Below are 26,865 nucleotides of genomic sequence, written 5' to 3'. Positions count from 1 at the left end.
CACACACAGAAAGAAGACGTTTTGAGCGAGCTGCACAAATTCCTGTTCGATGGCCTGCCGGTGCGCGGCATGATCGTGCGCCTGACGGATGCGTGGCAGGAGATCCTCGCGCGGCGCGCCTCCAACACCTCAACCGGCGCCTATCCGCAGCCCGTGGTCGAACTGCTCGGCGAAATGACGGCGGCGGCCACGCTGATGCAGGCCAACATCAAGTTCAACGGTGCGCTGATCCTGCAGATCTTCGGCGACGGTCCCGTCAAGGTGGCGGTGGCCGAGTCCAAGCCCGACCTGAGCCTGCGCGCCACCGCCAAGGTGATGGGCGAACTGCCCGCCGATGCGCACCTGCCCGACATGGTCAACGTGAACAACAAGGGCCGCTGCGCCATCACGCTCGACCCCAAGGACAAGCTGCCGGGCACCACGCCCTATCAAGGCGTCGTGCCGCTCTTCGGCGACAACGGCGAGAAGCTGGGCAAGCTCAGCGACGTGCTTCAGCATTACATGCTGCAAAGCGAGCAGCTCGACACCACGCTGGTGCTGGCCGCCGACGACAAGGTCGCCGCGGGCCTGCTGATCCAGCGCCTGCCGGTGAAGGGCGAGGGCAACCTCGAGGGCGCCGCCGACAAGGACCACGACCAGGCCAACGAAGACCAGATCGGCCGCAACGAGGACTACAACCGCATCTCGATCCTCGCGTCGAGCCTGACGCGCGACGAGCTGCTCACGCTCGACGTCGAGACCATCCTGCGCCGCCTGTTCTGGGAAGAGAAGCTGCTGCGCTTCGAGCCGCAGGCCGGCATGCTCGGCCCGCGCTTCGCCTGCACCTGCGGCCGCGAGCGCGTGGCGCAGATGATCCGCGGCCTCGGCGAGCAGGAGGCCGAGAGCATCCTCGCCGAGCGCGGCAACATCGAGGTGGGTTGCGACTTCTGCGGCAAGCAATACCGCTTCGACGCAGTCGACGCTGCGCAGCTGTTCACGCCGCTGGGCGACCAGATCCCGGGCAGCCCGGTCGTGCAGTGAGCGGCTGCGCCAACGAGCCTTTCAGCGCAGCACCTTGACCATCGCGGCGAGCCGCTCGTTCGCGTAGCCGGCCGCCATCGCGCGGTCGAACATGCCGGCCAGGAAATCGGGAAAGCTCGCGTCCAGCTTCGCCTCTCGCGCCTGCTTCACGAACAGCCGGCCCGAGCCCGCGCAGGTGGCCATCGAGCTCTCCGGCTCGCCGTAGCGTGCGGCCTCGATGGCGTCACCCTCGGCGCGGATCATTTCCCCCAGCACCGGCGATATCGCGCCGATCATCCGGCCGAACTCGCCCACGCCCAGCCCTTCGGACTCGCAGATGCGTGCGCCGTGGAAGAAACCGCTCATCGCGCCGAACATGCACGACAGCGTGGCCAGGTCCCAGGCCGCCGCGTTGCCGATGGCTTCGCCCATGTACATGAGATTGCCCGCGATGGTCTCGAGCACCGGGCGGCAGGCGGCCAGCGCGCGTTCCTCGCCGGAAATGAAGAGCGGCGTGTCGGGCCGGCCGATCTGGCCAGGCGTGGCGAGCAGGGCGCCGTCGAGATAGGCCACGCCGTCGGCGGCTGCCCAGGCCTCGCGCGCGTCCTGCGGCGTGCCGGTGCTCAGCTGCACGAGCACCTTGCCGCGCAAGGCGGCGGCCACGCCGGGCATGGCGAGGATCGCGCGCGCTGCCGCGTAGTCGGCCACGCACATCAGCACGATGGGGCTCGCTTCGACGGCGCTGCGTGCGTCGGCGGCGAGCAGCGTGCCCTGGTTCAGCAGCGGCTTCGCACGCTCGGCGGTGCGGTTCCAGAGGGTCAGCGTGTACCGGGGCTGAAGGGCGCGCGCCAGCGCGATGCCCATGGGGCCGAGGCCGATGAGGGATACGTCGGTCATGTCGTTCTCCGTTCCTTTTCTTGTCTGTTCGTCGTCAGGCCGCGGCGGGCGTCAGCTTCTGGCCCAGCCCGCCGTCGACGGTCAGCCGTGCGCCGGTCGTGAAGGTCGCCTCGAAGGCGAAGAACAGCACCGCGCGCGCCACCTCCTCGGCGGTGCCGTGGCGCCGCATCGGCGTGATCTGGTCGCCCAGCCGGATGAACTCCGCGCGTTCCTCCGGCGTCGCGTCGGCAACGCCTAGCGTGGGCGTGTCGATGAAGCCCGGGCTCACCACGTTCACGCGGATGCCGCGCGCCAGCAGCTCCGCCGCGAAGCCCGAGGCGAAGGAGCGCAGCGCGGCCTTGGTCGCGCTGTAGACGCTCAGGCCGTGCATGCCGCCTTCGTCGGCGATGGACGAGGTGACGACGATGGAGCCACCCTCGCGGATCAGCGGCGCGAGGCGTTGCACCGTGAAGAACGGGCCCTTGGTGTTGATCGCGAAGGCGCGGTCGTAGCCGGCCTCCGTCACCTGGTCGAAGGGTTCCAGCGTGGAGATGCCGGCGTTGATGTGCAGCAGGTCGATCTGGCCGAAGCGCTCGCGCACGGTGGCTGCCAGCGCGTCGATGTCGGCCAGCGAGCCTGCGTCGGACGCCAGCACATGGGCACCCGAGCCGAGCGTGCGCCGCGCGGATTCGAGGTTCTCGGGGTTGCGCCCGGTCACCAGCACCTCGGCACCGCCCGCGAGCAGCGCCTGCGCTGTCGCGAGGCCCATGCCGATGGTTCCGCCGGTGATGACGGCCTTCTTGCCGCCGTAGATGTTCGTCATGATTCGCTTGCCTTTGAGTGGATGAAGTTCAAGGCTGCGAATGATCCGGATCGGTGCCCGCCGGGTCGCGCACGTTCGGCCGTGCTGGAGCACGAACGGACGACGCCGCGCGATGCCGTGAAGCACCGCGCTCGATAATGTTCCGATGAGCGACACCGATCTCGACACGAGCCTGCGCGTGGACCTGCGCGAGACGCCCGGCGGCATCGTCGGCTACGACGCGCTGCCCGATCACCGCATCAAGCTGCACATCGGCGGACCGGTGGCTGGCGCCTGCAGGCTGCACAACTTCCTGTACACGCGCGGCGATCTCGACATCCTGCCGGCGGGCATCACCGACGTCTGGCACGAGGAAGCGCCGAGCACCTCGGTCGTCGTGCGCATGCCGCCCGTGCTGCTGAAGCGCACCGCCGAAGAGATGGGGCTGCCGCCCGAGCGGGCCGTGCTCGACCAGCGCCACCAGTTCCGCGACGCGCGCATCGAGCACGTCGCATGGGCGCTCGACGCCGAGCGGCGAGCGGGCTTTCCCAACGGCAGGCTCTACACCGACAGCCTGGGCACGGCACTCGCGGTGCAGTTGCTCGCGGGGCAGGAAGCCGCCGCAGGCACAGCTTCGACGCAAGGATTGACGCGACCGCAGCTGCGCCGCGTGACCGAGTTCATCGAGGCGAATCTCGACGGCGATCTTTCGCTGGCCGCGCTGGCCGACATTGCCGGCCTCAGCGCATCGCACCTGAAGACTCAGTTCAAGCGCTCCATCGGCCTGCCGGTGCACGAGTACGTGGTGCACCGCCGCGTAGACCGCGCGCGCGGCCTGCTGCTGCGCAGCGAGATGCCGGCGAGCATGGTCGCCCTGGAGAGCGGCTTCTCGCACCAGAGCCACATGGCGCGCTGCATGCGCCGCGTGCTCGGCGTCACGCCGGGCGAAGTGCGGCGCGCGGGCTAGGGCGCCTGCTCCGCCATCGGCCGGGCGACGCGGCCGATTTCTTCCCATCCTCCCTCCGAAACCTGCCTTGGCGGCACGGTGGCACGGCGGCGCTCAGGGCAAACCCGAGCTTGCCGCGCGCTGCCGCATGGCACACATTATGCAAATGGATTTGCGAATTTGATTTTCATGCAAATTCAATTGCACCAATTCGGTGAGCTCTTACTCCGGAAGGATTGTCATGAAGAAACTCGTACTCCGACTGCTCGCGGCCACGGCCGTCGCCACGTCGTTCATCGCCGCTCCCGCTACCGCGGCCGGCCCGCTGCTGGTGGCGGTCGATACCGCCTTCGTTCCTTTCGAGTTCAAGGAAGGCGACAAGTACGTGGGCTTCGACATCGACCTGTGGGAGGCCGTGGCCAAGGAGCTGAAGCTCGAATACAAGCTGCAGCCGATGGACTTCGCCGGCATCCTGCCCGCGCTGCAGACGAAGAACGTCGACGTCGCGCTGGCCGGCATCACCATCAAGGACGAGCGCAAGAAGGTCATCGACTTCTCCGATGGCTACTACGACAGCGGCTTCATCCTCATGGTGCCCGCCGCCAGCAAGATCGCCGGCGTGGCCGACCTGAAGGGCAAGACGCTGGCCATCAAGACCGGAACCTCCGCCGCCGACTACGCCAAGGCCAACTTCGCCGGCACCGAACTGCGCCAGTTCCCGAACATCGACAACGCCTACCTCGAGCTGATGACCGGCCGTGTCGACGCCGCCATGCACGACACGCCGAACGTCCTGTACTACATCGCGACCGCCGGCGCGGGCAAGGCCAAGGCGGTGGGCCAGCAGATGATGGCGCAGCAGTACGGCATCGGCTTCCCCAAGGGCAGCCCGCTGGTGCCGCAGGTGAACGCGGCGCTCGCGAAGATCAAGGCCGACGGCCGCTACGCCACCATCTACCGCAAGTGGTTCAAGGCCGAACCGCCGAAGCCCTGAGCGGCACGCCACGGAGCCATTCATGGATTTCGACTGGTCAGTGATCGCCGGCGCGCTGCCGGCGCTCTTGAAGGGCGCGCAACTCACGGTGCTCATCACCGTGGCGGGTCTTGCCGGAGGCACGCTGCTGGGCGTGCTGTTCGGCCTGATGCGCGCCTACGGAAACAGCCTCGTCGCGAGCATCGGCTTCGCCTACGTGGGGCTGGTGCGGGGCACGCCCATCGTGGTGCAGGTCATGTTCATCTACTTCGCATTGCCCGGCCTGCTGGGCGTGCGCGTCGACCCGATGACGGCGGCCATCGCCTCCATCGTCATCAATTCAGGTGCCTACATCGCGGAGATCGTGCGCGGCGCCTTCCTCTCCGTGCCCCGCGGCCTGAGCGAGGCGGGGCTGGCCATGGGCCTGCCCCGCTGGCGGGTGCTGGCGTTCGTCGTCGGCCCGGTCGCGTTCCGGCGCATGACGCCGGCACTGGGCAACCAGTTCATCGTGAGCCTGAAGGACACCTCGCTCTTCATCGTCATCGGCGTCGGCGAGCTGACGCGCCAGGGACAGGAAATCATGGCCGCCAACTTCCGCGCCATCGAGATCTGGAGCGCGGTCGCGGCCATCTACCTGCTGCTGATCGGGCTGCTCACGCTCGGCCTGCGGACTGTCGAAAGAAGGATGCGCATCCTGTGAACATCGTCGAATTCAAGAATGTGGAGAAGCGCTTCGGCGCCAACAAGGTGCTCGACCGCGTGAGCCTGCAGATCCGCAAGGGCGAGGTCGTGGTGCTGATCGGCCCCTCGGGCTCGGGCAAGTCGACGCTGCTGCGCTGCATCAACGCGCTGGAGCAGATCGACGGCGGCGACCTGCTGGTGGACGGCCTCAGCGTGCGCGGCGGCAATGCCGTGGCGCGCGAGATCCGCCAGGAGGCCGGCATGGTGTTCCAGCAGTTCAACCTGTTCCCGCAGATGACCGCGCTGGAGAACGTCGCCTTCGGTCCGCGCCAGGTGCGCGGCGCTTCCAGGTCGCAGGCCCGGGCCCAGGCCGAGGAGCTGCTCGCCAAGGTGGGGCTCTCCGAGCGCGTGAACCACTATCCCAGCGAACTTTCCGGCGGACAGCAGCAGCGCGTGGCCATCGCACGCGCGCTGGCCGTCAGGCCGAAGCTGATGCTGTTCGACGAGCCGACCTCCGCGCTCGACCCCGAGCTGCGCCAGGAGGTGCTGCGCGTGATGCAGTCGCTCGCCGAGGAGGGCATGACCATGGTGGTCGTCACCCACGAGATGCAGTTCGCCCGCAAGGTCGGGACGCGACTGATCTTCATGGAGCACGGCCACATCACGGTCGACGGACCGCCGGGCCAGTTGCTGGACAACCCGCCCAACCAGCGCCTGCGCGACTTTCTTCAGCACGTGGAGTGACATGCCGACATTGAATTACCTCGAAGCCGGAGGATCGCCGTTCGAGACGGGACGGACGCTGGGCCGCTTCGGCGCCGCGGCGATGCAGGACTATGCGCGGCATTCGCCTGCATGGGCATCGGTGATGCACCATCGCGGCACACCCGCTGCCGCGGCGATGTCCGCGCTGGTGCGTTCGCGCTTCCCGCGCATATGGGACGAACTCCAGGGCCTCGCCACGGGGCTGGAGCTGCCCCTCGAAGACGTGTTCCTGTGGAACTGCCGCGGCGACCTGTGGGCCATGGCGCCCGACGGCTGCACCACGGTGCAGGAATCGACGGGCACGCTGCGCCGCATCACGCACAACGAAGACGGCGACCCGGCCTTCGCGGGGCATTGCGCGATCGCGGAATGCACTGTCGAGGGCAGAGTGCCCTTCGCGTCCTTCGTCTATCCGGGATCGCTGCCGGGCCATACCTTCGCCGTGACCGACGGCGGCCTAGCGATGACGGTGAACAACCTTCGATGCCTGAACGTGCGGCCGGGCGTGCCGCGCATGGTGCTCACGCGGGCACTGCTCGAAGCCGCCAGCCTGCAGGATGTGCGCGCGCTGCTCGCGTCGAACGAACGCGCGGGCGGCTTTCACCTCACGGTGGCGCATCGGGCCTCGCCCGGGCTGTTGAGCGTGGAGTTCAGCTCCGGGGCTTGCTCCATCGTGGAGATCGACGGGCGCCGGCTGCATGCCAACCATGCGCTGCACTCGTCGCTGCGCGACCTGCCGCAGATCGTCACGGGCTCTTCGCGGCACAGGCAGGAGCGCGGCGATGCGCTGCTGGCGGAAGATGGCGCGACGATCGATCCGCTGCGCCTGCTGGCCGACGGCAGCGATGCGTCGTTCCCGATCCTGCGTGCCGCCCCGGACGACAGCGACGCGGAGAACACGATGGCGACCGCAGACATCCGCATCGTCGCCGGCGCTTCGCACATCGAATGGGATGTGTACGAGCACCCGGCCCGGCCGCCGCGATTCCATATGATCGACGGCCATGCAAGCACCGAAAAAAGCCAGCGTGCCCGCCCAGCCTGATGCCGATGACACCGACGGCGCAGGCGGCAGTGCGGACGGCGCCTCGCCGCCGCGAACCGTCGAGGAACTGCGCGCACTGACGGTGCGCCTCGGGCGCGGCGACGCGCTGATCTCGATGGGCAGCAAGGCGCACAGCGTGCTGGCTCGCCTGGTCGAGCGCCCGGAAGAGGTCGCGGTGCGCACCATCACCGAGCTGGCCGACTCGCTGGGCGTGAACGCATCGACGCTCACGCGCCTTGCCACCCGGCTTGGCTACGCCGGCTTCGTCGAGTTTCAGACCGTGTTTCGAGATGGGCTGGCGTCGCGGCACCGCCACTTCTACAGCGAACAGGCCGGCCGGCTGGTGGCGCACGCGTCGGAGCGTTCGCAGTCCGAAGGGCCGGGGCAGCGCCCGGAGATCGACACGATGGTGCAGATCGCCCGCGACTCGATCGCCAACACCGAAGGTTTTCTCGCGCAGCTGTCGGCCGACGAGCTGCAACAGGCTGCCCGGCTCCTTGCCGCCGCGCCACGGGTGCGGGTGCACGGCCTGCGGCAGTTCAGCGCGCTGGCGAGCTTCCTGGCCTACGGGCTGGCGATGGTGCGCGGCGACGTGGCGCTGCTCGATCCTCATGGGCTCGGCGTGGCCGAGGGGCTGGCGCAGCTGCAGCCAGGCGATCTGGTGGTGGTGACCAGCGTGGAGCCCTACACGCGCAGCATCGCGGAAACGGCCGAGGCCGCAGCCAAGGCCGGCATGGTCGTGATCGCCATCACCGACCACCGCGCCTCGCCCCTCGCGGCCTTCGCGAAGCACTCCTTCTTCGTGCCGCATGGCAGCACCTTCTTCAGCAATTCGATGGGCGCCTACGTCATCTTCTGCGAGGGCCTGCTGAACCTGGTCGCGACAGGCCTGGGCAAGAAGGCGCTGGAGGCGCTCGAGCGGCGCGAGCGCTTCATCGCCGACCTGGGCATCGAGTAGGGCTGGCCGCGCTCGGCGCTCAGTTCTGGTCGTCGAAGCCGCCGAAGGCGATGTCCGGCGCGCTCGTGTTGTGCTTCGACGGCAGGCTGCGGCCGAAGCGCACCTGCGTGGCCTGAAGACTCTTCACCTCCGGCAGCGGCAGCACCTGCTGTGCGGCACCGGGCGATGCCTGCCAGCGCACTTCGCTCACGTCGGCGTTGTCGGGCGTGACGTACATCGAGCGCAGCACCGCGAAGGGCTGGGCGCTTGCCGTTGGTTTCGACAGCGTCACGTCGAGCGCGGTGCGCGTGCGGCTGATTTCGTCGACCTTCACCGCGGCGCTGCCGCCATCGGTGAAGCGTACGTGGATGGCCAGCGGCCGCGGCACGATGCGGATCGACGCGATGTTCACCACCGGCCGCGCGGCCGCCTCGACAGGGCCGAGCAGGAAGGACGAGCCGTACACGCCGTCGCCGAAGCGCGGCTCGGGCAGCGGCTTGATGCGCCAGTAGCCGTCGGACGGATAGAGCACGATGGCTTCGAGCGCCTTGCCGTTTTCCTTCCTGAACACCTGCAGCAGGTGGAAGCCGCGGTCCTTGCGCTTGCCCACCTGCACGGGCACGCGCTGCGGGCGCCAGAAGCTCGGCAGCGTCATGCCGACGACGCGCCACTGGGCGTTGTCCATCAGCACCACGGTGCGCTTGCGGAAGCGGTAGGCCGGGTCGGTGGGGTGCGCGCCGCCGTCGAAGTTGCACCCCGAGAAGTCGGGGGCGGTGACGTCGTTGCCGATCTTGTCGAGGTAATCGGGCTGCAGCGCCTCGATGCGCATGCGGCGGATGCCTTCGCCGCGCAGGGTGAGCGAGACGTTGTCTTCCTCGGCGCAGGCGGTGGTGGTGGTGCCGTTCTCGACGGTGGCGGCGACGGGGGCTGCATGAGCCGGGCCGGTGGCGGCCAGCAGCAGGGCGGCCAGGGCGCCGGGAAGAAGCGCGATGCGCGCGGCAGTCGAAAGGGGCATCGGGTCTCCGGTAAGAGGAAAGGGGCGAGTGCGTTACTCGCGGCGCGCGATGAGATCGCTGAACAGCTTATGTTCGCATTCCGGGTCGGAGCATTTCTCGCAAGGCCATGACCACGAGGCGGGCTTCGCGTCGGACCGGGCGCGCGTGCGCGGCCGGCCCTCGTTGCCCGCGATGGAGACGATGGCGTTCCAGGCGTTCGCGAGCCGCTCGCCGCCTGTGCCGTGCACGACCGCGTACGAGAGCTTCGCGCGCGCGAGCGCGGCGCGCACCAGCGTGTCGGTCGGCTGCTGCGCATGCGGGCCGTCGCGCATGTCGTCGGCGACCCAGGGCAGGTCGAGCGCGGTGAGCAGCGTGATCGCATAGCGCCGCTGGGCCGCCAGCGCGCTGTCGTAGAGCGTGGTGTCGGCGAAGAGCTGTTCGCTGTAGACGGCCGTCATGAGCGCCGTTGTGTCGGCCACCACCACGCCGGTGGCTGCGGCCATCGCAATGCGTCGGGTCTGCTCGTCGGCGATGGCCTGCTGCTCGTCGGGGCGCGGCGTGCGGCCTTCGCGCTCGCACCATTCGCGCAGGTATTCGCTCACCAGCGTGACGGGCACGCCGCGGTCGTGCAGGCGCTGCGCGATGGCGCGGGCCAGTTCGGTCTTGCCGGTGCTCTCGGCGCCCACGAGGGCGATGACGCAGCCGGTCGGCAGCACGGGAGTCATGCGCGCGCAGCCCCTGCAGAGGGCATGCGCTGGCGCCAGGCGAGGTAGCCGGCCACGCTGAGCACGGCGAACACCGCGTACAGCCCCACGGTGAGCCACAGGCCCTTGTGGATGAAGAGGCCTACGCTCACGACGTTCACCGCCAGCCAGATCAGCCAGTTCTCGATGAACTTGCGCCCGAGCAGGAACTGCCCGACAAGGCTCAGGCCGGTGGCGAAGCCGTCCCACCAGGGCACGTCGGTGTCGGTGAAGCGGCGCAGGAAGAGTGCGACCGCGGGCCATGCGAGCGCGCAGGCCAGCAGCGTGAGCGCGATGCCGCGCGACGAAAGCCGGCTGACGCGCAGCGCGCTGCCGTCGGCCCGGTGGCCGCGCAGCCATTGCGCCCAGCCCCAGAAGGCGACGAGCGCGAAGAAGACCTGCAGCGAGGCGTCACCGTAGATGCGCGCCTTGGCGAACACCGCCACGTAGAGCAGCGAGCTGACGATGGCCAGCGGCCATCCCCAGTGGATCTCGCGCATGTTGCAGCCGACCATGGCGAGCGCCAGCGTCGACGCGACGAGCTCGAGCCAGCTCACGGGAGAGCCCCACAGCATGAACGCGGGGGCCGAGAGTAGCTCGGTCATCGGCTCGGCGGACGAAGAAAGAAAAGGGGAGGGAGGGGCGAGGGAAGGCCGAGGTCAGTGCGCGATCTGCACGAACACTTCGTTCGGCTTGACCATGCCGAGCTCGGCGCGCGCCCGTTCCTCGACCATCTCGAGGCCGTCCTTGAGGTCGTTGACCTCGGAGCTCAGGCGCTCGTTGTTCAGCGCAGCCTTGGCGTTGGCTTCCTTCTGGTCGGCCAGCTTGGTCCGCAACTGGGCCACGTCGCGCACGCTGCCGCGCCCGTTCCACAGCTGCCACTGCAGGATGGCCAACAGGAGCAGCAGGACGATCGGAGGAACGAGGCGGGCGCGCATGCCGCGTGGCGTCCGGGCGTTACTTCAGGTTGTAGAACGCGCCGCGGCCGGGGTAGACGGCGATGTCGCCCAGGTCTTCCTCGATGCGCAGCAGCTGGTTGTACTTGGCGATGCGGTCCGAACGCGAGAGCGAGCCGGTCTTGATCTGGCCGGCGTTGGTGCCCACGGCGATGTCGGCGATGGTGCTGTCTTCCGTCTCGCCCGAGCGGTGCGAGATCACGGCGGTGTAGCCGGCGCGCTTGGCCATCTCGATGGCGGCGAAGGTCTCGGTCAGCGTGCCGATCTGGTTGATCTTGATCAGGATCGAATTGGCGATGCCCTTCTCGATGCCTTCCTGCAGGATCTTGGTGTTGGTGACGAACAGGTCGTCGCCCACCAGCTGCACGCGCTTGCCCAGGCGTTCGGTCAGGTGCTTCCAGCCGTCCCAGTCGCCTTCGTGCATGCCGTCCTCGATGCTGATGATCGGGTACTTGTCGACCCAGGTCGCCAGCATGTCGGTCCAGCTCTCGGACGTGAGCGAGAGGTTTTCGCCCGACAGCACGTACTTGCCGTCCTTGTAGAACTCGCTGGCCGCGCAATCGAGGCCCAGGGCGATCTGCTCGCCGGCGGTGTAGCCGGCCTTGTCGATGGCTTCCAGGATCAGCTGGATGGCCGCTTCATGGCTCTCGACGCTGGGAGCGAAGCCGCCTTCGTCGCCCACTGCCGTGCTGATGCCGCGGTCGCCCAGGATCTTCTTCAGGGCATGGAACACTTCGGCGCCATAGCGCACTGCCTCGCGGAAGCTCTTGGCGCCCACGGGGATGATCATGAATTCCTGCAGGTCGAGGCTGTTGTTGGCGTGCGCGCCGCCGTTGATGACGTTCATCATCGGCACCGGCAGCTGCATGCCGCCCATGCCGCCGAAGTAGCGGTACAGCGGCAGGCCCGACTCCTCGGCCGCGGCGCGGGCTACGGCCATCGAGACGGCGAGGGTGGCGTTGGCACCCAGGCGGCCCTTGTTGTCGGTGCCGTCGAGGTCGATCATCGTGCGATCGAGGAAGGCCTGTTCGCTGGCGTCGAGGCCCAGCACGGCTTCCGAGATCTCGGTGTTGATGTTCTCCACGGCCTTGAGCACGCCCTTGCCGAGGTAGCGGCTCTTGTCGCCGTCACGCAGCTCGATCGCTTCGCGCGAACCGGTCGATGCGCCCGAGGGCACGGCCGCACGGCCCATGGTGCCCGATTCGAGCAGCACGTCGCACTCGACGGTGGGATTGCCTCGGCTGTCGAGAATTTCGCGGCCGACGATGTCAACGATTGCACTCATCTTCTGTCTTTCTCTTTCTGGTCTCTTTGGGCGGATGAATAGATGGGGGAACGGGTCGGAGGGAGCGGAAGGATCAGAGGCCTTCGACGGCGATCATGTTCATGATCGCGGCGCCGGCACGCGCCTCGCGCGCCTTCAGGTATTCGGGCGTCTCGTAGAAGGCCTTGGCCTTCTCGAAGCTGGGGAACTTGAGGATCACGACGCGCGTGGGCTTCCAGTCGCCTTCCAGCGGCTGGATCTGGCCACCGCGCACGCACACCTCGGCGCCGTGCGCCTGCATGGCGACGGTCGACCACTTGCGGTATTCCTCGTACTGCGTCGGGTTGGTCACCTCGACCTGGGCAATGACGTATCCGCTGCTCATGCAACAGCCTTCAGTGCCTTGTTGGTGCTGCCCGCGCCCTTTTCCTTGTGCTCGAGCGCCGCCTTGATGAAGGCGTTGAACAGCGGATGGCCGCCCCACGGGGTCGACTTGAACTCGGGGTGGAACTGCACGCCCATGAACCACGGGTGCACGTCCTGCGGCAGCTCGACGATCTCGGTCAGGTACTCGCGCTGCGTGAGCGCGGAGATCACGAGGCCGGCGTTGCGCAACTCGTCGAGGTAGTTGACGTTGGCTTCGTAGCGGTGGCGGTGGCGCTCGGTGACCACGTCGCCGTAGATGCTGTGTGCCAGCGTGCCGGGCGAGACGTCGGAACTCTGAGCGCCCAGGCGCATGGTGCCACCGAGGTCGGACTTCTCGTCGCGCGTCTTCACCGTGCCGTCGCGGTCCTTCCACTCGGTGATCAGCGCGATCACGGGGGTGGGCGTCTCGGGGTCGAACTCGGTGCTGTTGGCGTTCTTCAGGCCGGCCACGTGGCGGGCGTACTCGATGGTGGCGACCTGCATGCCCAGGCAGATGCCCAGGTAGGGCACCTTGCCTTCGCGGGCGAAGCGGGCAGCCGAGATCTTGCCTTCCACGCCGCGCTGGCCGAAGCCGCCGGGCACCAGGATGGCGTCGTACTTGGCCAGGCGGGACACGTCCTGCGGCGAGATGGTCTCGGAGTCGATGTAGTCGATCTTCACGCGGGCATGGTTCTTCATGCCGGCATGGCGCAGCGCCTCGTTCAGCGACTTGTAGCTGTCCGACAGGTCGACGTACTTGCCGACCATGGCGATCGAGACTTCCTTCTGCGGATGCTCGACCTCGTACACCAGCTCGTCCCAGCGCTGCAGCTTGGCGGGCGGGGTGTTGATGCGCAGCTTGTCGCAGATCAGGCCGTCCAGGCCCTGCTCGTGCAGCATGCGGGGCACCTTGTAGATGGTGTCCACGTCCCACATCGAGATCACGCCCCATTCGGGCACGTTCGAGAACAGCGAGATCTTGGCGCGTTCGTCGTCGGGGATCGGGCGGTCGGCGCGGCACAGCAGGGCGTCGGCCTGGATGCCGATTTCGCGCAGCTTCTGCGCGGTGTGCTGGGTGGGCTTGGTCTTGAGCTCGCCGGCGGCGGCGATCCAGGGCACGTAGCTCAGGTGCACGAAGGCCGAGTTGTTCGGGCCCATGCGCAGGCTCATCTGGCGCACGGCCTCCAGGAAGGGCAGCGACTCGATGTCGCCCACGGTGCCGCCGATCTCGACGATGGCCACGTCCACCTCGTGCGCCGTGCCGATGCCGGCGCCGCGCTTGATGTATTCCTGGATCTCGTTGGTGATGTGCGGGATCACCTGCACCGTCTTGCCGAGGTAGTCGCCGCGGCGTTCCTTCTCGAGCACGGTCTTGTAGATCTGGCCGGTCGTGAAGTTGTTGGCCTTGCGCATCCGCGTGTTGATGAAGCGCTCGTAGTGGCCGAGGTCGAGGTCGGTCTCGGCGCCGTCATCGGTGACGAACACTTCCCCATGCTGGAAGGGCGACATCGTGCCGGGGTCGACATTGATGTACGGATCGAGCTTGATGAGGGTGACTTGGAGGCCGCGCGATTCGAGGATCGCGGCGAGCGAGGCGGAGGCGATTCCCTTGCCAAGGGAAGAAACGACACCACCGGTGACGAAGACAAATTTGGTCATGCCAGTTCCGGACGCTGTGAATCCGGGCAGTGGGAAATTGCGATTATAGGTGTGCCCTTCGCGACACCTTTCGCCAAGGGCTTGTTGCCCCGGGGGACGATGGCATGTGAGCAACAATACGCCCCATGCAAGATCTCGCCGGCAAACACATCGTCCTGGGCCTCACCGGAGGCATCGCCTGCTACAAGTCGGCCGAGCTGTGCCGGCTGTTCGTCAAGGCGGGCGCGACCGTCCAGGTGGTCATGACCGAGGCGGCCGAGCAGTTCATCACGCCCGTGACCATGCAGGCGCTCTCGGGGCGTACCGTCTACACCTCGCAGTGGGACACCCGCGAGCCCAACAACATGCCGCACATCAACCTGAGCCGCGAGGCCGACGCGATCGTGCTGGCGCCCTGCAGCGCCGACTTCATCGCCCGGCTGGTGCAGGGCCGCTCCGACGACCTGCTGAGCCTGATGTGCCTGGCCCGCCCCATGGACCGCATCCCGCTGCTGATCGCGCCGGCCATGAACCGCGAGATGTGGGTCCATCCGGCCACGCAGCGCAACCTGATGCAGGTGGCGGCCGACGGCGCGACCGTGCTGGGCGTGGGCAACGGCTGGCAGGCCTGCGGCGAAACCGGCGATGGCCGCATGCTGGAGCCGGCGCAGCTGCTGGAGGACATCACGGCCTTCTTCGCCCCCAAGTTGCTGGCGGGGCAGAAGGTGCTGGTCACGGCCGGCCCGACCTTCGAAGCACTGGACCCGATCCGGGGCATCACCAACCATTCGTCTGGCAAGATGGGCTTCGCCATTGCCCGGGCGGCCCGCGAGGCGGGCGCCGAGGTCACGCTGGTGGCCGGTCCGGTGCACCTGCCCACGCCTCGCGGCGTGACGCGCGTCGACGTGCTCTCGGCGCAGGACATGCTCGAAGCCACGACCCGTGCTGCGCAGAGCGCTAGCATTTTTGTAGCTACGGCTGCTGTAGCCGACTGGCGCCCGGCCAACCAGAGCGACCAGAAGATCAAGAAGGACGGCAGCGGCAAGACGCCGGTGCTCGATTTCGTCGAGAACGCGGACATCCTCCTCACAGTGGCGAAGAGCGAGCGGGCACAGTCGAAGAGGCTCTTCTGCGTGGGCTTCGCCGCCGAGAGCGAGAACCTCGCCGAACATGCCAAGGCCAAGCGCGAGCGCAAGGGCATCCCGCTGCTGGTGGGCAACATCGGCCCGCTGACCTTCGGACAGGACGACAACGCGATGCTGCTGGTGGACGCCAAGGGCGTGCGCGAGCTTCCCCGCGCGCCCAAGCTCACGCTGGCGCGCGAACTCATGGCCGAGATCGCGGCCCGGCTTCCCGACTGGAGGGTCTGATGAATCCCCAATGGAACACGCCGCCGAACGGCGATTTCGCGCGCTATGTGGAGCGGCTGGCCGCGCAGGCGGCGCTGCCGAAGCGAGCTGCTTCGCCCGGTGAGCACGGCCTCGACGTCGGCATGACGCAGACCTCCGGCCCGCAGCAGGGGCAGGGGCCCGTCACGGCCGCGATGCAGCGTGCCGAGCTGCCGAACGGCGAGGTGCCGAAGAAGCAGCCGGGCTCATTCGACCCGGCGCTGCTCAAGGTGCTGGGCGCCGTCGGCGCGGTGGTGTTCCTCGTGTTGTGGGCCGCGGGCGTGCCGTTCGGCGTGCTGGTGCTGCTCGCGGCGCTGGCCATGTGGTTCGGCAGGAAATTGAAGGGCGTGAAGCTCACCCCGGGCGTCGCCAAGTGGCAGCAGGTGCTCGAAGAGGCAGCCCGAAAGCAAAGAGAACAGCAACAGAAGCAAGGCAACAACTAAGTGAAAGTCGACGTCCGCATCCTCGATCCGCGCATGGTGGATCAACTCCCCGCGTATGCCACCCCCGGAAGCGCCGGCCTCGACCTGAGAGCCTGCCTCGACGCTCCCATCACGCTGGAGCCCAACGGCTGGCAGCTGGTGGGCACCGGCATCGCAATCCACCTGGCCGACCCTGCCTATGCGGCGCTGATCCTTCCTCGCTCGGGGCTTGGCCACAAGCACGGCATCGTGCTGGGCAATCTCGTCGGCCTGATCGACAGCGACTACCAGGGCGAGCTGAAGATCAGCGCCTGGAACCGTAGCGACACGCCCTTCGTGCTGAACCCGATGGAGCGGCTGGCGCAACTGGTGATCGTGCCCGTGGTGCAGGCGCAGTTTCGAGTGGTCACGGAATTTGCACCTACGCAACGTGGCGAGGGCGGATACGGCTCCACCGGCAAACATTGAGCGGATCTTGAAGGCCGGGAAGGGCCGGAAGGGGATCTGCAGGGTTTCCGGGCGGTAAAGAACGGAACCGGCACGGGCCGCGCGGCCTCGAAGGTTTCAGTGTGTGAACGGCGTCATCGCGGCGGATGCTGCGGCGTTAGTCAGGCACACGCAGGGTGCATGCATTCATCATCCGTGCACCGTTCTTTCCGAGGAGCCTCCCAACATGAAGATTTCAACGCGCTTTGTTTCCGTCACCGCTTCCGTGCTGGCCCTGGCCACGCTCACGGCGTGCGTGGCCCCGGCGCCGGTCTACCAGACCTCGCGCTACCCCTACCAGGCGCCCCCGCAGGCCATCCAGTACCGTGAAGCCTCCTACGTCGAATACGGCCACGTAGCCAACATCGAGGTGCTGCGCAGCGAAACCGCCGGCACCGGCACCACGGGCGGCGGTGCCGTCGCCGGTGGCGTGATCGGCGGCGTGGTGGGCAACCAGTTCGGCCGCGGCAACGGCCGTGCCGCGGCAACCGCGCTGGGCATCGTCGGTGGCGCCCTGCTGGGCAACACCATCGAGGCGCAGCAGAACGGTCCGCGCGCCTACGAAATCTATCGGGTGTCGGTGCAGACCGACCGAGGCGGCTACCGCGCCTTCGACGTGCAGAGCCCCGGCGACCTGCGCATCGGCGACCGCGTTCGCATCGACAACGGCCAGATTTCGCGCATGTAAGCGAATCCGATTCATCGGGACACAAAAAAGCCGGGCACTGCCCGGCTTTTTTCATGGGTGCTGCGCGGCGGTCAGTGCAGCGTCTGGTTGCCCGGCGCCATCGGCGCGACCTTGAAGAAGCCCGTGCCCGCCGTGCCGCGACCCACTTCTTCCTCCGTGGCCTCGCGCACCGAGCGCACTGTGATGTCGAGCCGGATCGCGATGCCGGCCAGCGGGTGGTTGCCGTCGAGCACCAGGTGCTCGGGGTAGATCTCGGCCACGGTGTAGATCGTGTCCTTGGGAATGTCGCCGCTCACGCCCTTGGGCAGGGCGGAGCCGTCGAAGGTCATGCCTTCTTCGGTGCCTTCGGGGAAGAGGGAGCGCGGCTCCAGGAAGAGCAGCTGGTCGTTGAAGTCGCCGAAGCCCTGCTCGGGCTCGATCTGCAGTTGCACCCGGGCGCCGGGTTCATGGCCCTGCAGGGCCGCTTCGATCACGTCGAAGAGATCGTCGCCGCCGATCAGGAATTCGACCGGCTCGTCGAGCACGTCCAGCACGTCGCCGAGCGTGTCTTTCATCGTCCAGGTCAGGCCGACCACGCATTGTTCAGAGATTTCCATTGCAGAATTCTCCCATGGAGATTAACGAACCGCTGCCCTTGCTGGGCGGCTTGAGCGCCGCGCAGTTCATGCGGCGGCATTGGCAGAAGAAACCCTTGCTCGTGCGGCAGGCGATACCCGCGATGGTGCCACCGATCGAGCGTTCCGAGTTGTTCGCGCTTGCCGAACGCGAAGATGTCGAATCGCGCCTGATACGCCACGGCAAGGCCGGCTGGTCGCTCAAGCACGGGCCGCTGGCCCGGCGCGCGCTGCCGCCGCTGAAGCAGCCGGCCTGGACGCTGCTGGTGCAGGGCGTCGACCTGCATCACGAGGGCGTGCACCAGTTGCTGCGGCAGTTCCGGTTCCTGCCCGACGCCCGGCTCGACGACCTGATGATCAGCTACGCGAGCGACACCGGCGGCGTCGGCGCGCATTTCGACAGCTACGACGTGTTCCTGCTGCAGGCGCAGGGGCGACGCCGCTGGTCCATCGGCAAGCAGAGCGACCTTCGCCTGCAGCCTGGGCTGCCGTTGAAGATCCTCGAGAACTTCGAGCCCGAGCAGACCTTCGTGCTCGAGCCCGGCGACATGCTCTACCTGCCGCCGCGCTATGCACACGACGGCGTGGCAGTGGGCGACGACTGCATGACCTGTTCCATCGGCCTGCGTTCGTCGGCCGTGGGCGAGCTTGGTGCCGACCTGCTCGCGCGCATGGCGCAGGCCTATGCGGAAGACCTGGAGGACGCCGGCCCGGCCGAACTGGCGCGCTACCGCGATCCGACGCAGCCCGCGGTCGATGCACCGGCCGCGATGCCCGCCGCGCTGCAAGGCTTCGCGCGCAAGGCCATCGAGGCTGCGCTGCGCGACCCCGATGCCATCGACCGCGCTCTCGGCGAGTCGCTCACCGAGCCCAAGGCCAACGTGTGGTTCGGCGAAGGCGGCGAGGCGCCCGACGCCATGCAGCAGGTGAAGCTCGATCGCCGCACGCGCATGCTCTACGACGCGCGGCACGTCTACATCAACGGCGAGAGCTTTCGCGCGGGCGGCGCCGACGCGACGCTGATGCGCAAGCTGGCCGACCGTCGCGAACTCGGCCCGCGCGAACTCGCGCGGGCCAGCGAAGGTGCCCTCGCGTTACTGGGCGAATGGTGCGAGGCAGGGTGGCTTCATGCCGGATGAGGCCCCCGCACTTTCGCTGCCTGAAGGGCGCTTCGACGGCCGCGAAGCCTTCGACGTGCTCCTGCGCAATGCGCTGTCAGCCGCGGCGCGCGAGGGCTGGAAGGAGATCGTCTTCAGCGACATCGATTTCGCCGAGTGGCCCCTCGGCGAGCGCGCGACCATCGAGGCGCTGCAGGCCTGGTCGGCAAGTGGTCGCCGCCTGATGCTGCTCGCGCAGCGCTTCGACATTCTCGAACGCGGCCATGCGCGCTTCGTGTCGTGGCGTCGCATGTGGGACCACATCATCGAATGCCGCGCCACCGGCAAGGCCGCAGGCTCGGAAGTGCCGAGCGCCATCTGGACGCCCACGTGGTTCGTGCACCGCATCGACCCCGAACGCAGCAGGGGCGTGAGCGGCACCGATTCGCGTGCGCGCCGCGAGCTGCGCGAGGCCATCGACGAATGCTGGCGCCTCGGGCGCCCTGCGTTTCCGGCATCGACGCTGGGCTTGTAAGCCAATGCCGCGAATGCGGCCGCGAGACATATTCGGGCGGATATGCAGGTCTAGAATTTTTTCGTTCCAGACCTTCATTGCCAAAGGAGATTCCATGAAGAAGTCATCATCCGTCCTGATCGCCTCGCTGATTGCCGCTGCCGCGCTCGTCGCCTGCGGGAAGAAGGAGGATGCAGCGCCGGCTGTCGTGACGCCGCCTCCTGCGCCCGTGACCGAACCAGCGCCTGCCCCCGCAGCTCCGGCACCTGCGCCATCGGCCGATCCGGGCACATCGTCTTCGTCCTCGACCACGCCGTCCCCGGGCGCGCAGTCCGCGCTCGACGCCGCGAATGCCGCCACCGAGGCCGCGAAGAAGAATGAAGCGCCGAAGCAGTAATCAGCGCTGCATCAGACATGCAAAAAGCCGCCATGAGGCGGCTTTTTTTCTTAGGAGAGCGTGAGCGTCTTGTGCCTTGTAAGGGGCTGGGTGCTCAGACGTCGAGCCAGGGCGAGCCTCCCGCCGCCGTGGCGGTCAGCATCTCCGACTCGTTGCCGCCCAGCGCTTCAGCCATGAGGCGCCGCACGATCTCGGGCCGGTTGTTCTGCTCGCTCAGGTGTGCCGCGACGACGTGCCGCAGGCCGTCGTGAAGAAGCGCGCGCGCGATCTCCGCTGCGGCGGTGTTCGACAGGTGCCCGTAGTTGCCGCCCACGCGGTGCTTGAGAAATGGCGGGTAGCTCGAGTTGGCCAGCAGCTCGCTGTCGTGGTTGAACTCCAGCAGCAGCGAATGCACGCCGCCCAGCCGGGCCAGCACATGAGCGGTGGCGTGACCCAGGTCGGTCAGCACGCCCAGGGTGCGGTTGCCGTCGGTACAGCGCAATTGCAGCGGTTCGCGCGCATCGTGCGGAACGGTGAAGGGCTGCACGCAGATGTCGCCGACCGTGAACTCGGCATCGTCGCGCGCCAGGTTCAGCAAGCCCTCGAAGTCGCGCCCGCCGGTGGCGAGCCACGTGCCTTCGCTCATCCAGACGGGAATGCGGTTGCGCCGCGACAGCGAATGGGCGCAGCCGATGTGGTCGCCGTGCTCGTGGGTCACGAAGACCGCATCGATGTCGCTGGCTGCAAGGCCCGCCTGGGCCAGGCGCAGGTCGAGCTGCTTGAGGCCGAAGCCGCAGTCGACGAGGAGGCGGGAGGTGCGGCCGCCGCTGGTCGTCTCGACCAGCGCGGCGTTGCCCGTGCTGCCGCTGCCGAGGCTTCGGAAGCGGAGCATGCGGGTTATCTCAGGTCGTCGGCGATGACCTTGACGATGCGCTCGGCATTGGCCGAGGTTTCGGGCGCGCCGGCTTCGTTGAGCACCGACACCGTGGTGGCTTCGCCCTGGCCCTTGACCGAGATGCGGAACTTCGCAGGCGCCTCGGTCTTGCTCGAGCCACCGAACAGCTTGCCGAAGAAGCCGGGTTCCTTCTTGTCGGGGTTCGGCGGCACGTAGCGCACGTAGTAGAGGCCGGCGCTGCGGTCGCGGTCTTCCACGGTGAAGCCGGTGCGGTCGAGCGCGAGGCCGACGCGGCGCCATGCGCGGTCGAAGCCTTCGCTGATCTGCACGACCGGCTGGTTGCCGACCTTGGAGATGGTCGCGGTCTTGGGCGTTGCGGTGGTCGCGGCCAGGATCTTCGACTGCTCCTGCGACACGCCGAGCTTGACCATCAGACGACGGAGGAATTCGGTCTCGAGTTCAGGATCGCTCGGGCGGGGCTGCCACACGGTCTGGTCCTGGCGGGAGTTGTTGTAGACCTCCTGCATGCCGCGGTGGCTGATGAAGATCTCGGTGCCGGTACCGGTGGTGCTGCGCTCCAGGCGGGTGCGGAAGCGGTCGAGTTCGCCGGTCGAGTAGACCGAGTCGACCAGCTTGCCCAGCGTGCCGCGGATGATGTCCTGCGGCAGCTTGGCGCGGTTCTCGGCCCAGTCGGTTTCCATGATGCCCAGGTTGCGCTGGTCGGTGGTCAGCAGGAAGCCGTTTTCCTGCCAGAAGTCCTTCACCGGATCCCAGAGCTGGTCGGGGGTGCGGTTGACGACGATCCAGCGCTGCGTGCCCGAGCGCTCCATGCGCACGTCGCCGATGTTGGCCACCGCAGTGGGGATGCCGGGGGCGTTGGCGATGCCTGCCTGGTAGGAGTTGGCGGTCACGGCGCCGCCGGGGATGGCGTAGCGGTTGTCGCGCGAAAGCTGGGAGAGATCTGGTGGGACTTCGAGCGTCGGGGCCTTGCCTGCGCTCTTGTAGTCGATCTTGTCGCTCTCGAGGACGGAGCAGGCGGCGAGGCTGGCAACGAGGGCCAGCAGTGCAAGTCGCGAAATGTTCTTCAACGTCGTCTTCCTTGTTGGAATGGTTCGGTCAATCTAGGGGCCGCAGTGCCCGCCGCCATCTCTGAGCGCGGTTCGGGCAAAAGGTTGCTTAACCTTGCTGCGGCCAGGGGAAAGGCGGGTCCGGGACGTGCTGGAGAGGAGTGCTCAGCCCTTCAGCAGGCCGGTGGCGCGCAGGGCGCCTTCGACCGCGGGGCGGCTCGCTTCGCCGAGTTCGGTGAGCGGCAGGCGCAGCGCGCCGCCGCACAGGCCGAGCCGTGCCATCGCCCACTTCAGCGGGATCGGATTGGGCTCGACGAACAGGTTGCGATGCAGCGGCATGAGCTCGAACTGGAGTTCCATGGCGCGCTTCACGTCGCCCGCCAGCGCTGCCACGCACAGCTCGTGCATCTTGCGCGGCGCGATGTTGGCCGTGACGCTGATGTTGCCCTGGCCGCCGCAGAGCATGAGCGCGACCGCGGTCGGGTCGTCGCCGGAATAGACGGCGAAGTTCTTCGGCACTTCGCGGATGAGCCACTGGGCCCGCTCGATGTTGCCGGTGGCTTCCTTGATGCCGATGATGCCGGACACCTGCGCCAGGCGCAGCACGGTGTCGTGCGCCATATCGGCGACGGTGCGGCCGGGCACGTTGTAGAGCACGATGGGCAGGTCGCCCACGGCCTCGGCGATGGCCTTGAAGTGCTGGTACTGGCCTTCCTGCGTGGGCTTGTTGTAGTACGGCACGACTTGGAGCTGGGAGTCGGCGCCGACGCCCTTGGCGAACTTGGCGAGCTCGATGGCTTCCTTGGTGGAATTCGCGCCGCAGCCGGCCATCACGGGCACGCGGCCCTTGGCCTGCTCGACCGAGACACGGATGATTTCGCAGTGCTCCTCGACATCGACCGTCGGCGACTCGCCGGTGGTGCCGACCACGCCCAGGCAGTCGGTGCCTTCTTCGATGTGCCAGTCGATGAGTCGCCGCAGGGCGGGGTAGTCGACACTGCCGTCGTCGTGCATCGGCGTGACGAGCGCGACGATGCTGCCTGTCAGTTGCTCCAAGGGGAATCTCTTTGTCGGTGGACGAAAGCGCCGATTCTACTTACTCCGGCGCCCCTCCAGACAGCGGCCCCGGGCCCCTTAGTTTCCCTTAAGGAAGTGGCGCGCCGGCAGCCCGGAGTCGACTGCTGACGGGCGGACGGCGGCGATGCGCTGCACGAATCGTTCCGGCTGCGCGATGAAGCCGTCCTCGTACGCCACCACGCGCATTCCGGCGCAGGCCGCCAGCAGCTCGCCCGGCTGCAGCAGGAAGTCGGCCCGCGAGGGCTTGCCGACGGTTTCGTTGCCCGCGGCGAAGGTTTCGTAGAGCAGCACGCCGCTTGGCGCGACCGCGGCCACGATGTCTGCCATGCGCGGCCGCCAGAGGTAGTTGGTGACGATCACGGCGCCGAAGGCCTGGCCGGCGAAGGGCCATGGGCCCGATTCGATGTCCGCCTCGACGACCTTGCCGAACGCGCCGGCAGCCTCGACGGCTTCAGGAGACCGGTCGACACCGGTGACCGCGTGTCCGTGCCCGGCGAACCACTTCATGTGCCGCCCGCCGCCGCAGGCCACGTCCAGCACGTCGGCTTCGGGGGCGAGCAGGTGCGACCAGCGGACGATCCATTCGGAGGGGGCGGCCAGGCCGTGCATCGGTGCTATTTCTTTCATAGCAAGTCGTAACTCAGAAGCAGGACCAGATCTGGTCGACCAGCGTCACGAGGAAGTCGGGGTGCACGTACAGCGCGAACACGCCGCCCAGCACCGCCAGCGCGGTGGCCAGCCAGCCCGCGTGGACGACGTGATGGCGCATTCGAGGAGTCATGGCCCCGATTCTTGCGCAACCGGGCCGATCAGACGGTTGCGCCCGCCGGCCGCGGCGACGGGCGCGAGATCGCGCTTTCCTTCACCGGCAGGTTGACCACCGCCGCGAACACGCCCAGCGCGATCGCGATGTACCAGACGATGTCGTAGCTGCCCGTGGTGTCGTACAGATAGCCGCCCAGCCACACGCCCAGGAACGAGCCGACCTGGTGGCTCAGGAACACGAAGCCGCTGAGCATCGAAAGATGCGCCACGCCGAAGATGCCCGCCACGATCGCGTTGGTCGCAGGCACCGTGGAAAGCCACAGGAAGCCCATCGCGGCGGAGAAGAGATACACGCTCATCGGCGAGATGGGCGCCATCAGGAAGAGCGCGATCGACACCGCCCGCGCGAAATAGATGGCCGCCAGGATCTTCCGCTTGGCCAGCTTCTGCCCCAGCAGCCCCACCGTGTAGGTGCCGAACACGTTGAAGAGCCCGATCAGCGCCAGCGCGTAGCCGGCCACCTCGGCCGGCAGGCTGCGGTCGCGCAGGTAGGTCGGCATGTGGATGCCGATGAAGGCCAGCTGGAAGCCGCAGACGAAGTAGCCCGCCATCAGCAGGCCGAAGCTCGGGTACCGGAAGGCCTCGCCGACCGCCTGCATCACCGACTGCTCGCGGTGCCCGGCCTGCGCCGCCGTCTTCGGCTCGCGCAGCCCGAAGGCCAGGGGAACGATCACCAGCGCCAGCACCGCAACCACGGCCAGCGCCGTCTGCCAGCCGAGGTTGCCGATCAGCCGTCCCTCGATGGGCGCCATCAGGAACTGGCCGAACGAGCCGGCCGCGGCCGCCACGCCCATGGCCCACGAGCGCCGCTCGGCCGGAATCTGCCGCCCGATCACGCCGTAGATCACCGCATAGGTCGAGCCCGCCTGCGCCGCGCCGATCAGGATGCCCGCGCTCAGCGTGAAGAGCAGCGGCGTCGGCGAATGCGCCATGCCGAAGAGCCCCAGCGCATAGAGCAGCGAGCCGCCGATCAGCACCCGGAACGCGCCGAACCTGTCGGCCAGCATGCCCGCGAACACGCCGAAGATGCCCCAGGAAAGATTCTGGATAGCCAGCGCGAAGGAAAAGGTCTGCCGGCTCCAGTCCTGCGCCTGAGTGATCGGCTGAAGCCAGAGGCCGAAGCCGTGGCGTATGCCCATCGACAGCGTGACGATCATCGCCCCGCAGAAAAGGACTTGCTTGACCGAGAGCGCGGGGGCGGAGGGGGATTGCATGACTTCGAATGTAACGATTCGCCTGCTCCGGCAGGTGGCGTGGCGGCCGGAGCCATTGATGATTTATCCGCGGTGTTTCGATGCGCATGTCGCATCAAAGCGCGGCCTGTATGAACATCCAGTTGTTTTGGCGGCGACTGACTACAATTCGCCCCCATGGCGACTCCCCCCAAGACTCCCCCCAGCTCATCGTCCGCATCCTCCGGCTACTCGGAAGGCTCCATCCGCGTGCTCAAGGGCCTCGAGCCCGTCAAGCAGCGCCCGGGCATGTACACCCGCACCGACAACCCGCTGCACATCATCCAGGAAGTGCTCGACAACGCCGCCGACGAGGCGCTGGCGGGCCACGGCAAGAAGATCAAGGTCACGCTGCACACCGATGGCTCGGTCAGCGTCGAGGACGACGGTCGGGGCATTCCCTTCGGCCTGCATCCCGAAGAGAAGGCTCCCGTGGTCGAGCTGGTCTACACCCGGCTGCATGCCGGCGGCAAGTTCGACAAGGGCTCGGGCGGCGCCTACAGCTTCTCGGGCGGCCTGCACGGCGTGGGCGTGTCGGTGACCAATGCGCTGTCGAAGCGTCTCGAGGTGGCGACCCACCGCGAAGGCTCGATCGCAAGGCTGGCCTTCAGCGGCGGCGACGTGATCGAGCAGCTAGAAGTGCGCAAGCTGGAGGCCGGCGAGCGCAAGCAGGGCACCACCGTGCGCGCCTGGCCCGACGCCAAGTATTTCGAGACCGCCGCGCTGCCCATGGGCGAGCTCACCCACCTGCTGCGCAGCAAGGCCGTGTTGATGCCCGGCGTGAGCGTCACGCTGGTCAACGAGAAGACGAAGGAAACGCAGCAGTGGCTCTACAAGGGCGGCCTGAGCGACTACCTGATGCAGACGCTCAACGGCGACCCGGTCATTCCGCTCTTCGAGGGCAGCGGCCATGCCGACAAGAACGCCGACAACTTCGCCGAGGGCGAGGGCGCCGACTGGGCCGTGGCCTTCACCGAAGAAGGCCAGCCGGTGCGCGAGAGCTACGTCAACCTGATTCCCACCAGCGCCGGCGGCACGCACGAAAGCGGCCTGCGCGACGGCCTGTTCACCGCGGTGAAGAGCTTCATCGAGCTGCACTCGCTGCTGCCCAAGGGCGTGAAGCTCCTGCCCGAGGACGTGTTCGCGCGCGCCTCGTACGTGCTGAGCGCCAAGGTGCTCGACCCGCAGTTCCAGGGCCAGATCAAGGAGCGCCTGAATTCGCGCGACGCCGTGCGCCTCGTGTCGAGCTTCGTGCGCCCCGCGCTCGAGCTGTGGCTCAACCAGCACGTCGACTACGGCCGCAAGCTGGCCGAACTGGCCATCAAGGCCGCGCAGACGCGCCAGCGCGCCGGCCAGAAGGTCGAGAAGCGCAAGGGCTCCGGCGTGGCCGTGCTGCCCGGCAAGCTGACCGATTGCGAGAGCAAGGACACCAGCCACAACGAAGTCTTCCTGGTCGAGGGCGATTCCGCCGGCGGCAGCGCCAAGATGGGCCGCGACAAGGAAAGCCAGGCCATCCTGCCGCTGCGCGGCAAGGTGCTCAACACCTGGGAAGTGGAGCGCGACCGCCTCTTCGCCAACACCGAAATCCACGACATCTCGGTGGCCGTGGGCGTCGATCCGCACGGCCCCAACGACACGCCCGACATGAGCGGCCTGCGCTACGGCAAGATCTGCATCCTGAGCGATGCCGACGTGGACGGCTCCCACATCCAGGTGCTGCTGCTCACGCTTTTCTTCCGGCACTTTCCGAAACTCATCGAAGCCGGCCACGTGTATGTCGCGAAGCCGCCATTGTTCCGGGTCGACGCCCCCGCGCGCGGCAAGAAACCGGCCTCCAAGGTCTATGCTCTGGACGAAGGCGAACTGACCGCCACGCTGGACAAGTTGCGTAAAGACGGCGTGCGCGAAGGCGCCTGGAGCATCAGCCGCTTCAAGGGCCTGGGCGAAATGAGCGCGGAACAATTGTGGGAAACCACGCTCAATCCGGACACCCGGCGCCTGATGCAGGTCCAATTGGGCCGATTCGATTTCACGTCCACCCAGGGCGAAATCACCAAGCTGATGGGCAAGGGCGAAGCGGCGGCGCGGCGCGAGCTCATGGAGTTGCGCGCCGACGATGTCGATATCGACGTCTGATTTCCCCTTCTCCACTAACACGC

General features: G+C 67.6%; 31 protein-coding genes. 15 read left to right on the top strand and 16 right to left on the bottom strand.

The genetic code is table 11. The features are described from left to right. The first annotated feature begins 21 nt into the window (after positions 1–21). The gene (locus BMY35_RS20905; protein ID WP_093203219.1) at positions 22–1,020 is read left to right on the top strand and encodes an Hsp33 family molecular chaperone HslO; all 999 of its coding nucleotides are present in this window, start codon (positions 22–24) and stop codon (positions 1,018–1,020) included. A gap of 21 nt (positions 1,021–1,041) precedes the next feature. On the opposite strand, the gene BMY35_RS20900 is transcribed toward BMY35_RS20905, so the two are convergent. Both BMY35_RS20900 and BMY35_RS20895 read right to left on the bottom strand, forming a co-directional pair. Continuing rightward, positions 1,042–1,896, bottom strand: coding sequence for an NAD(P)-dependent oxidoreductase (locus BMY35_RS20900; protein ID WP_093203217.1), 855 nt, complete (start codon positions 1,894–1,896; stop codon positions 1,042–1,044). 34 nt (positions 1,897–1,930) lie between these two features. After that, a complete protein-coding gene (locus BMY35_RS20895) occupies positions 1,931–2,698 on the bottom strand; it encodes an SDR family oxidoreductase (RefSeq protein ID WP_093203215.1) in 768 nt (255 codons plus the stop codon). 145 nt (positions 2,699–2,843) lie between these two features. Between BMY35_RS20895 and BMY35_RS20890 the strand changes: the two genes are divergently transcribed. From BMY35_RS20890 to BMY35_RS20865, 6 genes are all read left to right on the top strand, one after another. Further along, a complete protein-coding gene (locus BMY35_RS20890; protein WP_093203212.1) occupies positions 2,844–3,644 on the top strand; it encodes an AraC family transcriptional regulator in 801 nt (266 codons plus the stop codon). Positions 3,645–3,864: 220 nt separating this feature from the next. After that, a complete protein-coding gene (glnH, locus tag BMY35_RS20885; RefSeq protein WP_093203210.1) occupies positions 3,865–4,617 on the top strand; it encodes a glutamine ABC transporter substrate-binding protein GlnH in 753 nt (250 codons plus the stop codon). A gap of 22 nt (positions 4,618–4,639) precedes the next feature. Beyond that, the gene (gene glnP / locus BMY35_RS20880; RefSeq protein WP_093203207.1) at positions 4,640–5,296 is read left to right on the top strand and encodes a glutamine ABC transporter permease GlnP; all 657 of its coding nucleotides are present in this window, start codon (positions 4,640–4,642) and stop codon (positions 5,294–5,296) included. Next, on the top strand, positions 5,293–6,021 hold the full coding sequence (gene glnQ / locus BMY35_RS20875) for a glutamine ABC transporter ATP-binding protein GlnQ (RefSeq protein WP_093203205.1): 729 nt from the start codon (positions 5,293–5,295) through the stop codon (positions 6,019–6,021). The genes glnP and glnQ overlap by 4 nt, the downstream gene beginning before the upstream one ends. A gap of 1 nt (position 6,022) precedes the next feature. Next, entirely contained in the window at positions 6,023–7,087 is a 1,065-nt protein-coding gene (locus tag BMY35_RS20870; protein ID WP_093203202.1) for a C45 family autoproteolytic acyltransferase/hydrolase, read from the top strand. After that, positions 7,047–8,045 (top strand): MurR/RpiR family transcriptional regulator, encoded by a 999-nt coding sequence (locus BMY35_RS20865; RefSeq protein WP_093203200.1) that lies wholly within the window; start codon positions 7,047–7,049, stop codon positions 8,043–8,045. Before BMY35_RS20870 ends, BMY35_RS20865 begins: the two co-directional genes overlap by 41 nt. 19 nt (positions 8,046–8,064) lie before the next feature. Here BMY35_RS20865 and BMY35_RS20860 read toward each other — a convergent pair whose 3' ends face one another. The 7 genes from BMY35_RS20860 to BMY35_RS20830 all read right to left on the bottom strand — a co-directional run bounded on the left by BMY35_RS20860 (position 8,065) and on the right by BMY35_RS20830 (position 14,046). After that, complete coding sequence (locus BMY35_RS20860) at positions 8,065–9,039, bottom strand: hypothetical protein (RefSeq protein WP_093203197.1); 975 nt, start codon at positions 9,037–9,039, stop codon at positions 8,065–8,067. Between the two features lie 33 nt (positions 9,040–9,072). Then, entirely contained in the window at positions 9,073–9,744 is a 672-nt protein-coding gene (locus BMY35_RS20855; protein ID WP_093203195.1) for an AAA family ATPase, read from the bottom strand. Next, positions 9,741–10,367, bottom strand: a complete 627-nt coding sequence (gene pnuC, locus BMY35_RS20850; protein WP_093203192.1) for a nicotinamide riboside transporter PnuC — start codon at positions 10,365–10,367, stop codon at positions 9,741–9,743. Before pnuC ends, BMY35_RS20855 begins: the two co-directional genes overlap by 4 nt. Positions 10,368–10,421: 54 nt before the next feature. Continuing rightward, complete coding sequence (ftsB, locus tag BMY35_RS20845; protein WP_093203189.1) at positions 10,422–10,700, bottom strand: cell division protein FtsB; 279 nt, start codon at positions 10,698–10,700, stop codon at positions 10,422–10,424. 19 nt (positions 10,701–10,719) lie between these two features. Continuing rightward, positions 10,720–12,003, bottom strand: a complete 1,284-nt coding sequence (eno, locus tag BMY35_RS20840; protein ID WP_093203187.1) for a phosphopyruvate hydratase — start codon at positions 12,001–12,003, stop codon at positions 10,720–10,722. A 73-nt stretch (positions 12,004–12,076) separates the two neighbouring features. Then, entirely contained in the window at positions 12,077–12,367 is a 291-nt protein-coding gene (locus BMY35_RS20835) for a DUF1330 domain-containing protein (protein WP_093203184.1), read from the bottom strand. Further along, positions 12,364–14,046, bottom strand: a complete 1,683-nt coding sequence (locus tag BMY35_RS20830) for a CTP synthase (RefSeq protein WP_093203182.1) — start codon at positions 14,044–14,046, stop codon at positions 12,364–12,366. The genes BMY35_RS20835 and BMY35_RS20830 overlap by 4 nt, the downstream gene beginning before the upstream one ends. Before the next feature lie 125 nt (positions 14,047–14,171). Between BMY35_RS20830 and coaBC the strand changes: the two genes are divergently transcribed. From coaBC to BMY35_RS20810, 4 genes are all read left to right on the top strand, one after another. Continuing rightward, the gene (coaBC, locus tag BMY35_RS20825) at positions 14,172–15,395 is read left to right on the top strand and encodes a bifunctional phosphopantothenoylcysteine decarboxylase/phosphopantothenate--cysteine ligase CoaBC (RefSeq protein ID WP_093203179.1); all 1,224 of its coding nucleotides are present in this window, start codon (positions 14,172–14,174) and stop codon (positions 15,393–15,395) included. Further along, complete coding sequence (locus BMY35_RS20820; protein WP_093203177.1) at positions 15,395–15,856, top strand: hypothetical protein; 462 nt, start codon at positions 15,395–15,397, stop codon at positions 15,854–15,856. The genes coaBC and BMY35_RS20820 overlap by 1 nt, the downstream gene beginning before the upstream one ends. Beyond that, the gene (dut, locus tag BMY35_RS20815) at positions 15,857–16,303 is read left to right on the top strand and encodes a dUTP diphosphatase (protein ID WP_019655978.1); all 447 of its coding nucleotides are present in this window, start codon (positions 15,857–15,859) and stop codon (positions 16,301–16,303) included. 205 nt (positions 16,304–16,508) lie between these two features. Next, positions 16,509–17,009 carry a glycine zipper 2TM domain-containing protein gene (locus BMY35_RS20810; protein ID WP_093203174.1) on the top strand — a complete coding sequence of 167 codons (501 nt, stop codon included), beginning with the start codon at positions 16,509–16,511 and terminating at the stop codon, positions 17,007–17,009. A gap of 71 nt (positions 17,010–17,080) precedes the next feature. On the opposite strand, the gene BMY35_RS20805 is transcribed toward BMY35_RS20810, so the two are convergent. Continuing rightward, a complete protein-coding gene (locus tag BMY35_RS20805) occupies positions 17,081–17,605 on the bottom strand; it encodes an FKBP-type peptidyl-prolyl cis-trans isomerase (RefSeq protein WP_093203171.1) in 525 nt (174 codons plus the stop codon). A gap of 14 nt (positions 17,606–17,619) precedes the next feature. On the opposite strand from BMY35_RS20805, the gene BMY35_RS20800 reads away from it, so the two are divergent. The 3 genes from BMY35_RS20800 (at position 17,620) to BMY35_RS20790 (ending at position 19,631) form a co-directional block, all read left to right on the top strand. Next, positions 17,620–18,762, top strand: a complete 1,143-nt coding sequence (locus BMY35_RS20800) for a JmjC domain-containing protein (RefSeq protein WP_093203169.1) — start codon at positions 17,620–17,622, stop codon at positions 18,760–18,762. Then, a complete protein-coding gene (locus BMY35_RS20795) occupies positions 18,752–19,255 on the top strand; it encodes a hypothetical protein (RefSeq protein WP_093203166.1) in 504 nt (167 codons plus the stop codon). Before BMY35_RS20800 ends, BMY35_RS20795 begins: the two co-directional genes overlap by 11 nt. A 94-nt stretch (positions 19,256–19,349) precedes the next feature. Next, positions 19,350–19,631: a hypothetical protein gene (locus BMY35_RS20790; protein ID WP_093203164.1), complete on the top strand. Its 282-nt coding sequence runs from the start codon at positions 19,350–19,352 to the stop codon at positions 19,629–19,631. A 94-nt stretch (positions 19,632–19,725) separates the two neighbouring features. Here the strand turns inward: BMY35_RS20790 and BMY35_RS20785 are convergent, their stop codons facing one another. The 6 genes from BMY35_RS20785 to BMY35_RS20765 all read right to left on the bottom strand — a co-directional run bounded on the left by BMY35_RS20785 (position 19,726) and on the right by BMY35_RS20765 (position 24,688). Further along, entirely contained in the window at positions 19,726–20,502 is a 777-nt protein-coding gene (locus BMY35_RS20785; protein ID WP_093203161.1) for an MBL fold metallo-hydrolase, read from the bottom strand. A 5-nt stretch (positions 20,503–20,507) separates the two neighbouring features. Next, complete coding sequence (gene bamC / locus BMY35_RS20780) at positions 20,508–21,593, bottom strand: outer membrane protein assembly factor BamC (RefSeq protein WP_093203159.1); 1,086 nt, start codon at positions 21,591–21,593, stop codon at positions 20,508–20,510. Positions 21,594–21,737: 144 nt separating this feature from the next. Further along, positions 21,738–22,628, bottom strand: a complete 891-nt coding sequence (gene dapA / locus BMY35_RS20775; protein WP_093203156.1) for a 4-hydroxy-tetrahydrodipicolinate synthase — start codon at positions 22,626–22,628, stop codon at positions 21,738–21,740. Positions 22,629–22,706: 78 nt separating this feature from the next. Next, the gene (locus BMY35_RS20770) at positions 22,707–23,276 is read right to left on the bottom strand and encodes a class I SAM-dependent methyltransferase (RefSeq protein WP_093203154.1); all 570 of its coding nucleotides are present in this window, start codon (positions 23,274–23,276) and stop codon (positions 22,707–22,709) included. Between the two features lie 13 nt (positions 23,277–23,289). After that, positions 23,290–23,430, bottom strand: coding sequence for a hypothetical protein (locus BMY35_RS38335; protein ID WP_177213670.1), 141 nt, complete (start codon positions 23,428–23,430; stop codon positions 23,290–23,292). Positions 23,431–23,458: 28 nt separating this feature from the next. After that, the gene (locus BMY35_RS20765; RefSeq protein ID WP_093203151.1) at positions 23,459–24,688 is read right to left on the bottom strand and encodes an MFS transporter; all 1,230 of its coding nucleotides are present in this window, start codon (positions 24,686–24,688) and stop codon (positions 23,459–23,461) included. Between the two features lie 156 nt (positions 24,689–24,844). On the opposite strand from BMY35_RS20765, the gene BMY35_RS20760 reads away from it, so the two are divergent. Further along, positions 24,845–26,842: a DNA topoisomerase IV subunit B gene (locus BMY35_RS20760; protein WP_093203149.1), complete on the top strand. Its 1,998-nt coding sequence runs from the start codon at positions 24,845–24,847 to the stop codon at positions 26,840–26,842. Positions 26,843–26,865 lie beyond the last annotated feature (23 nt).

The sequence above is a fragment of the Variovorax sp. YR750 genome, from assembly GCF_900109805.1.
In the GTDB taxonomy this organism is placed as follows: Bacteria; Pseudomonadota; Gammaproteobacteria; order Burkholderiales; family Burkholderiaceae_C; genus Variovorax; species Variovorax gossypii.
The sequence above is the reverse complement of the archived record's forward strand: the minus strand, read 5'-3'. Positions and strand labels throughout refer to the sequence as shown.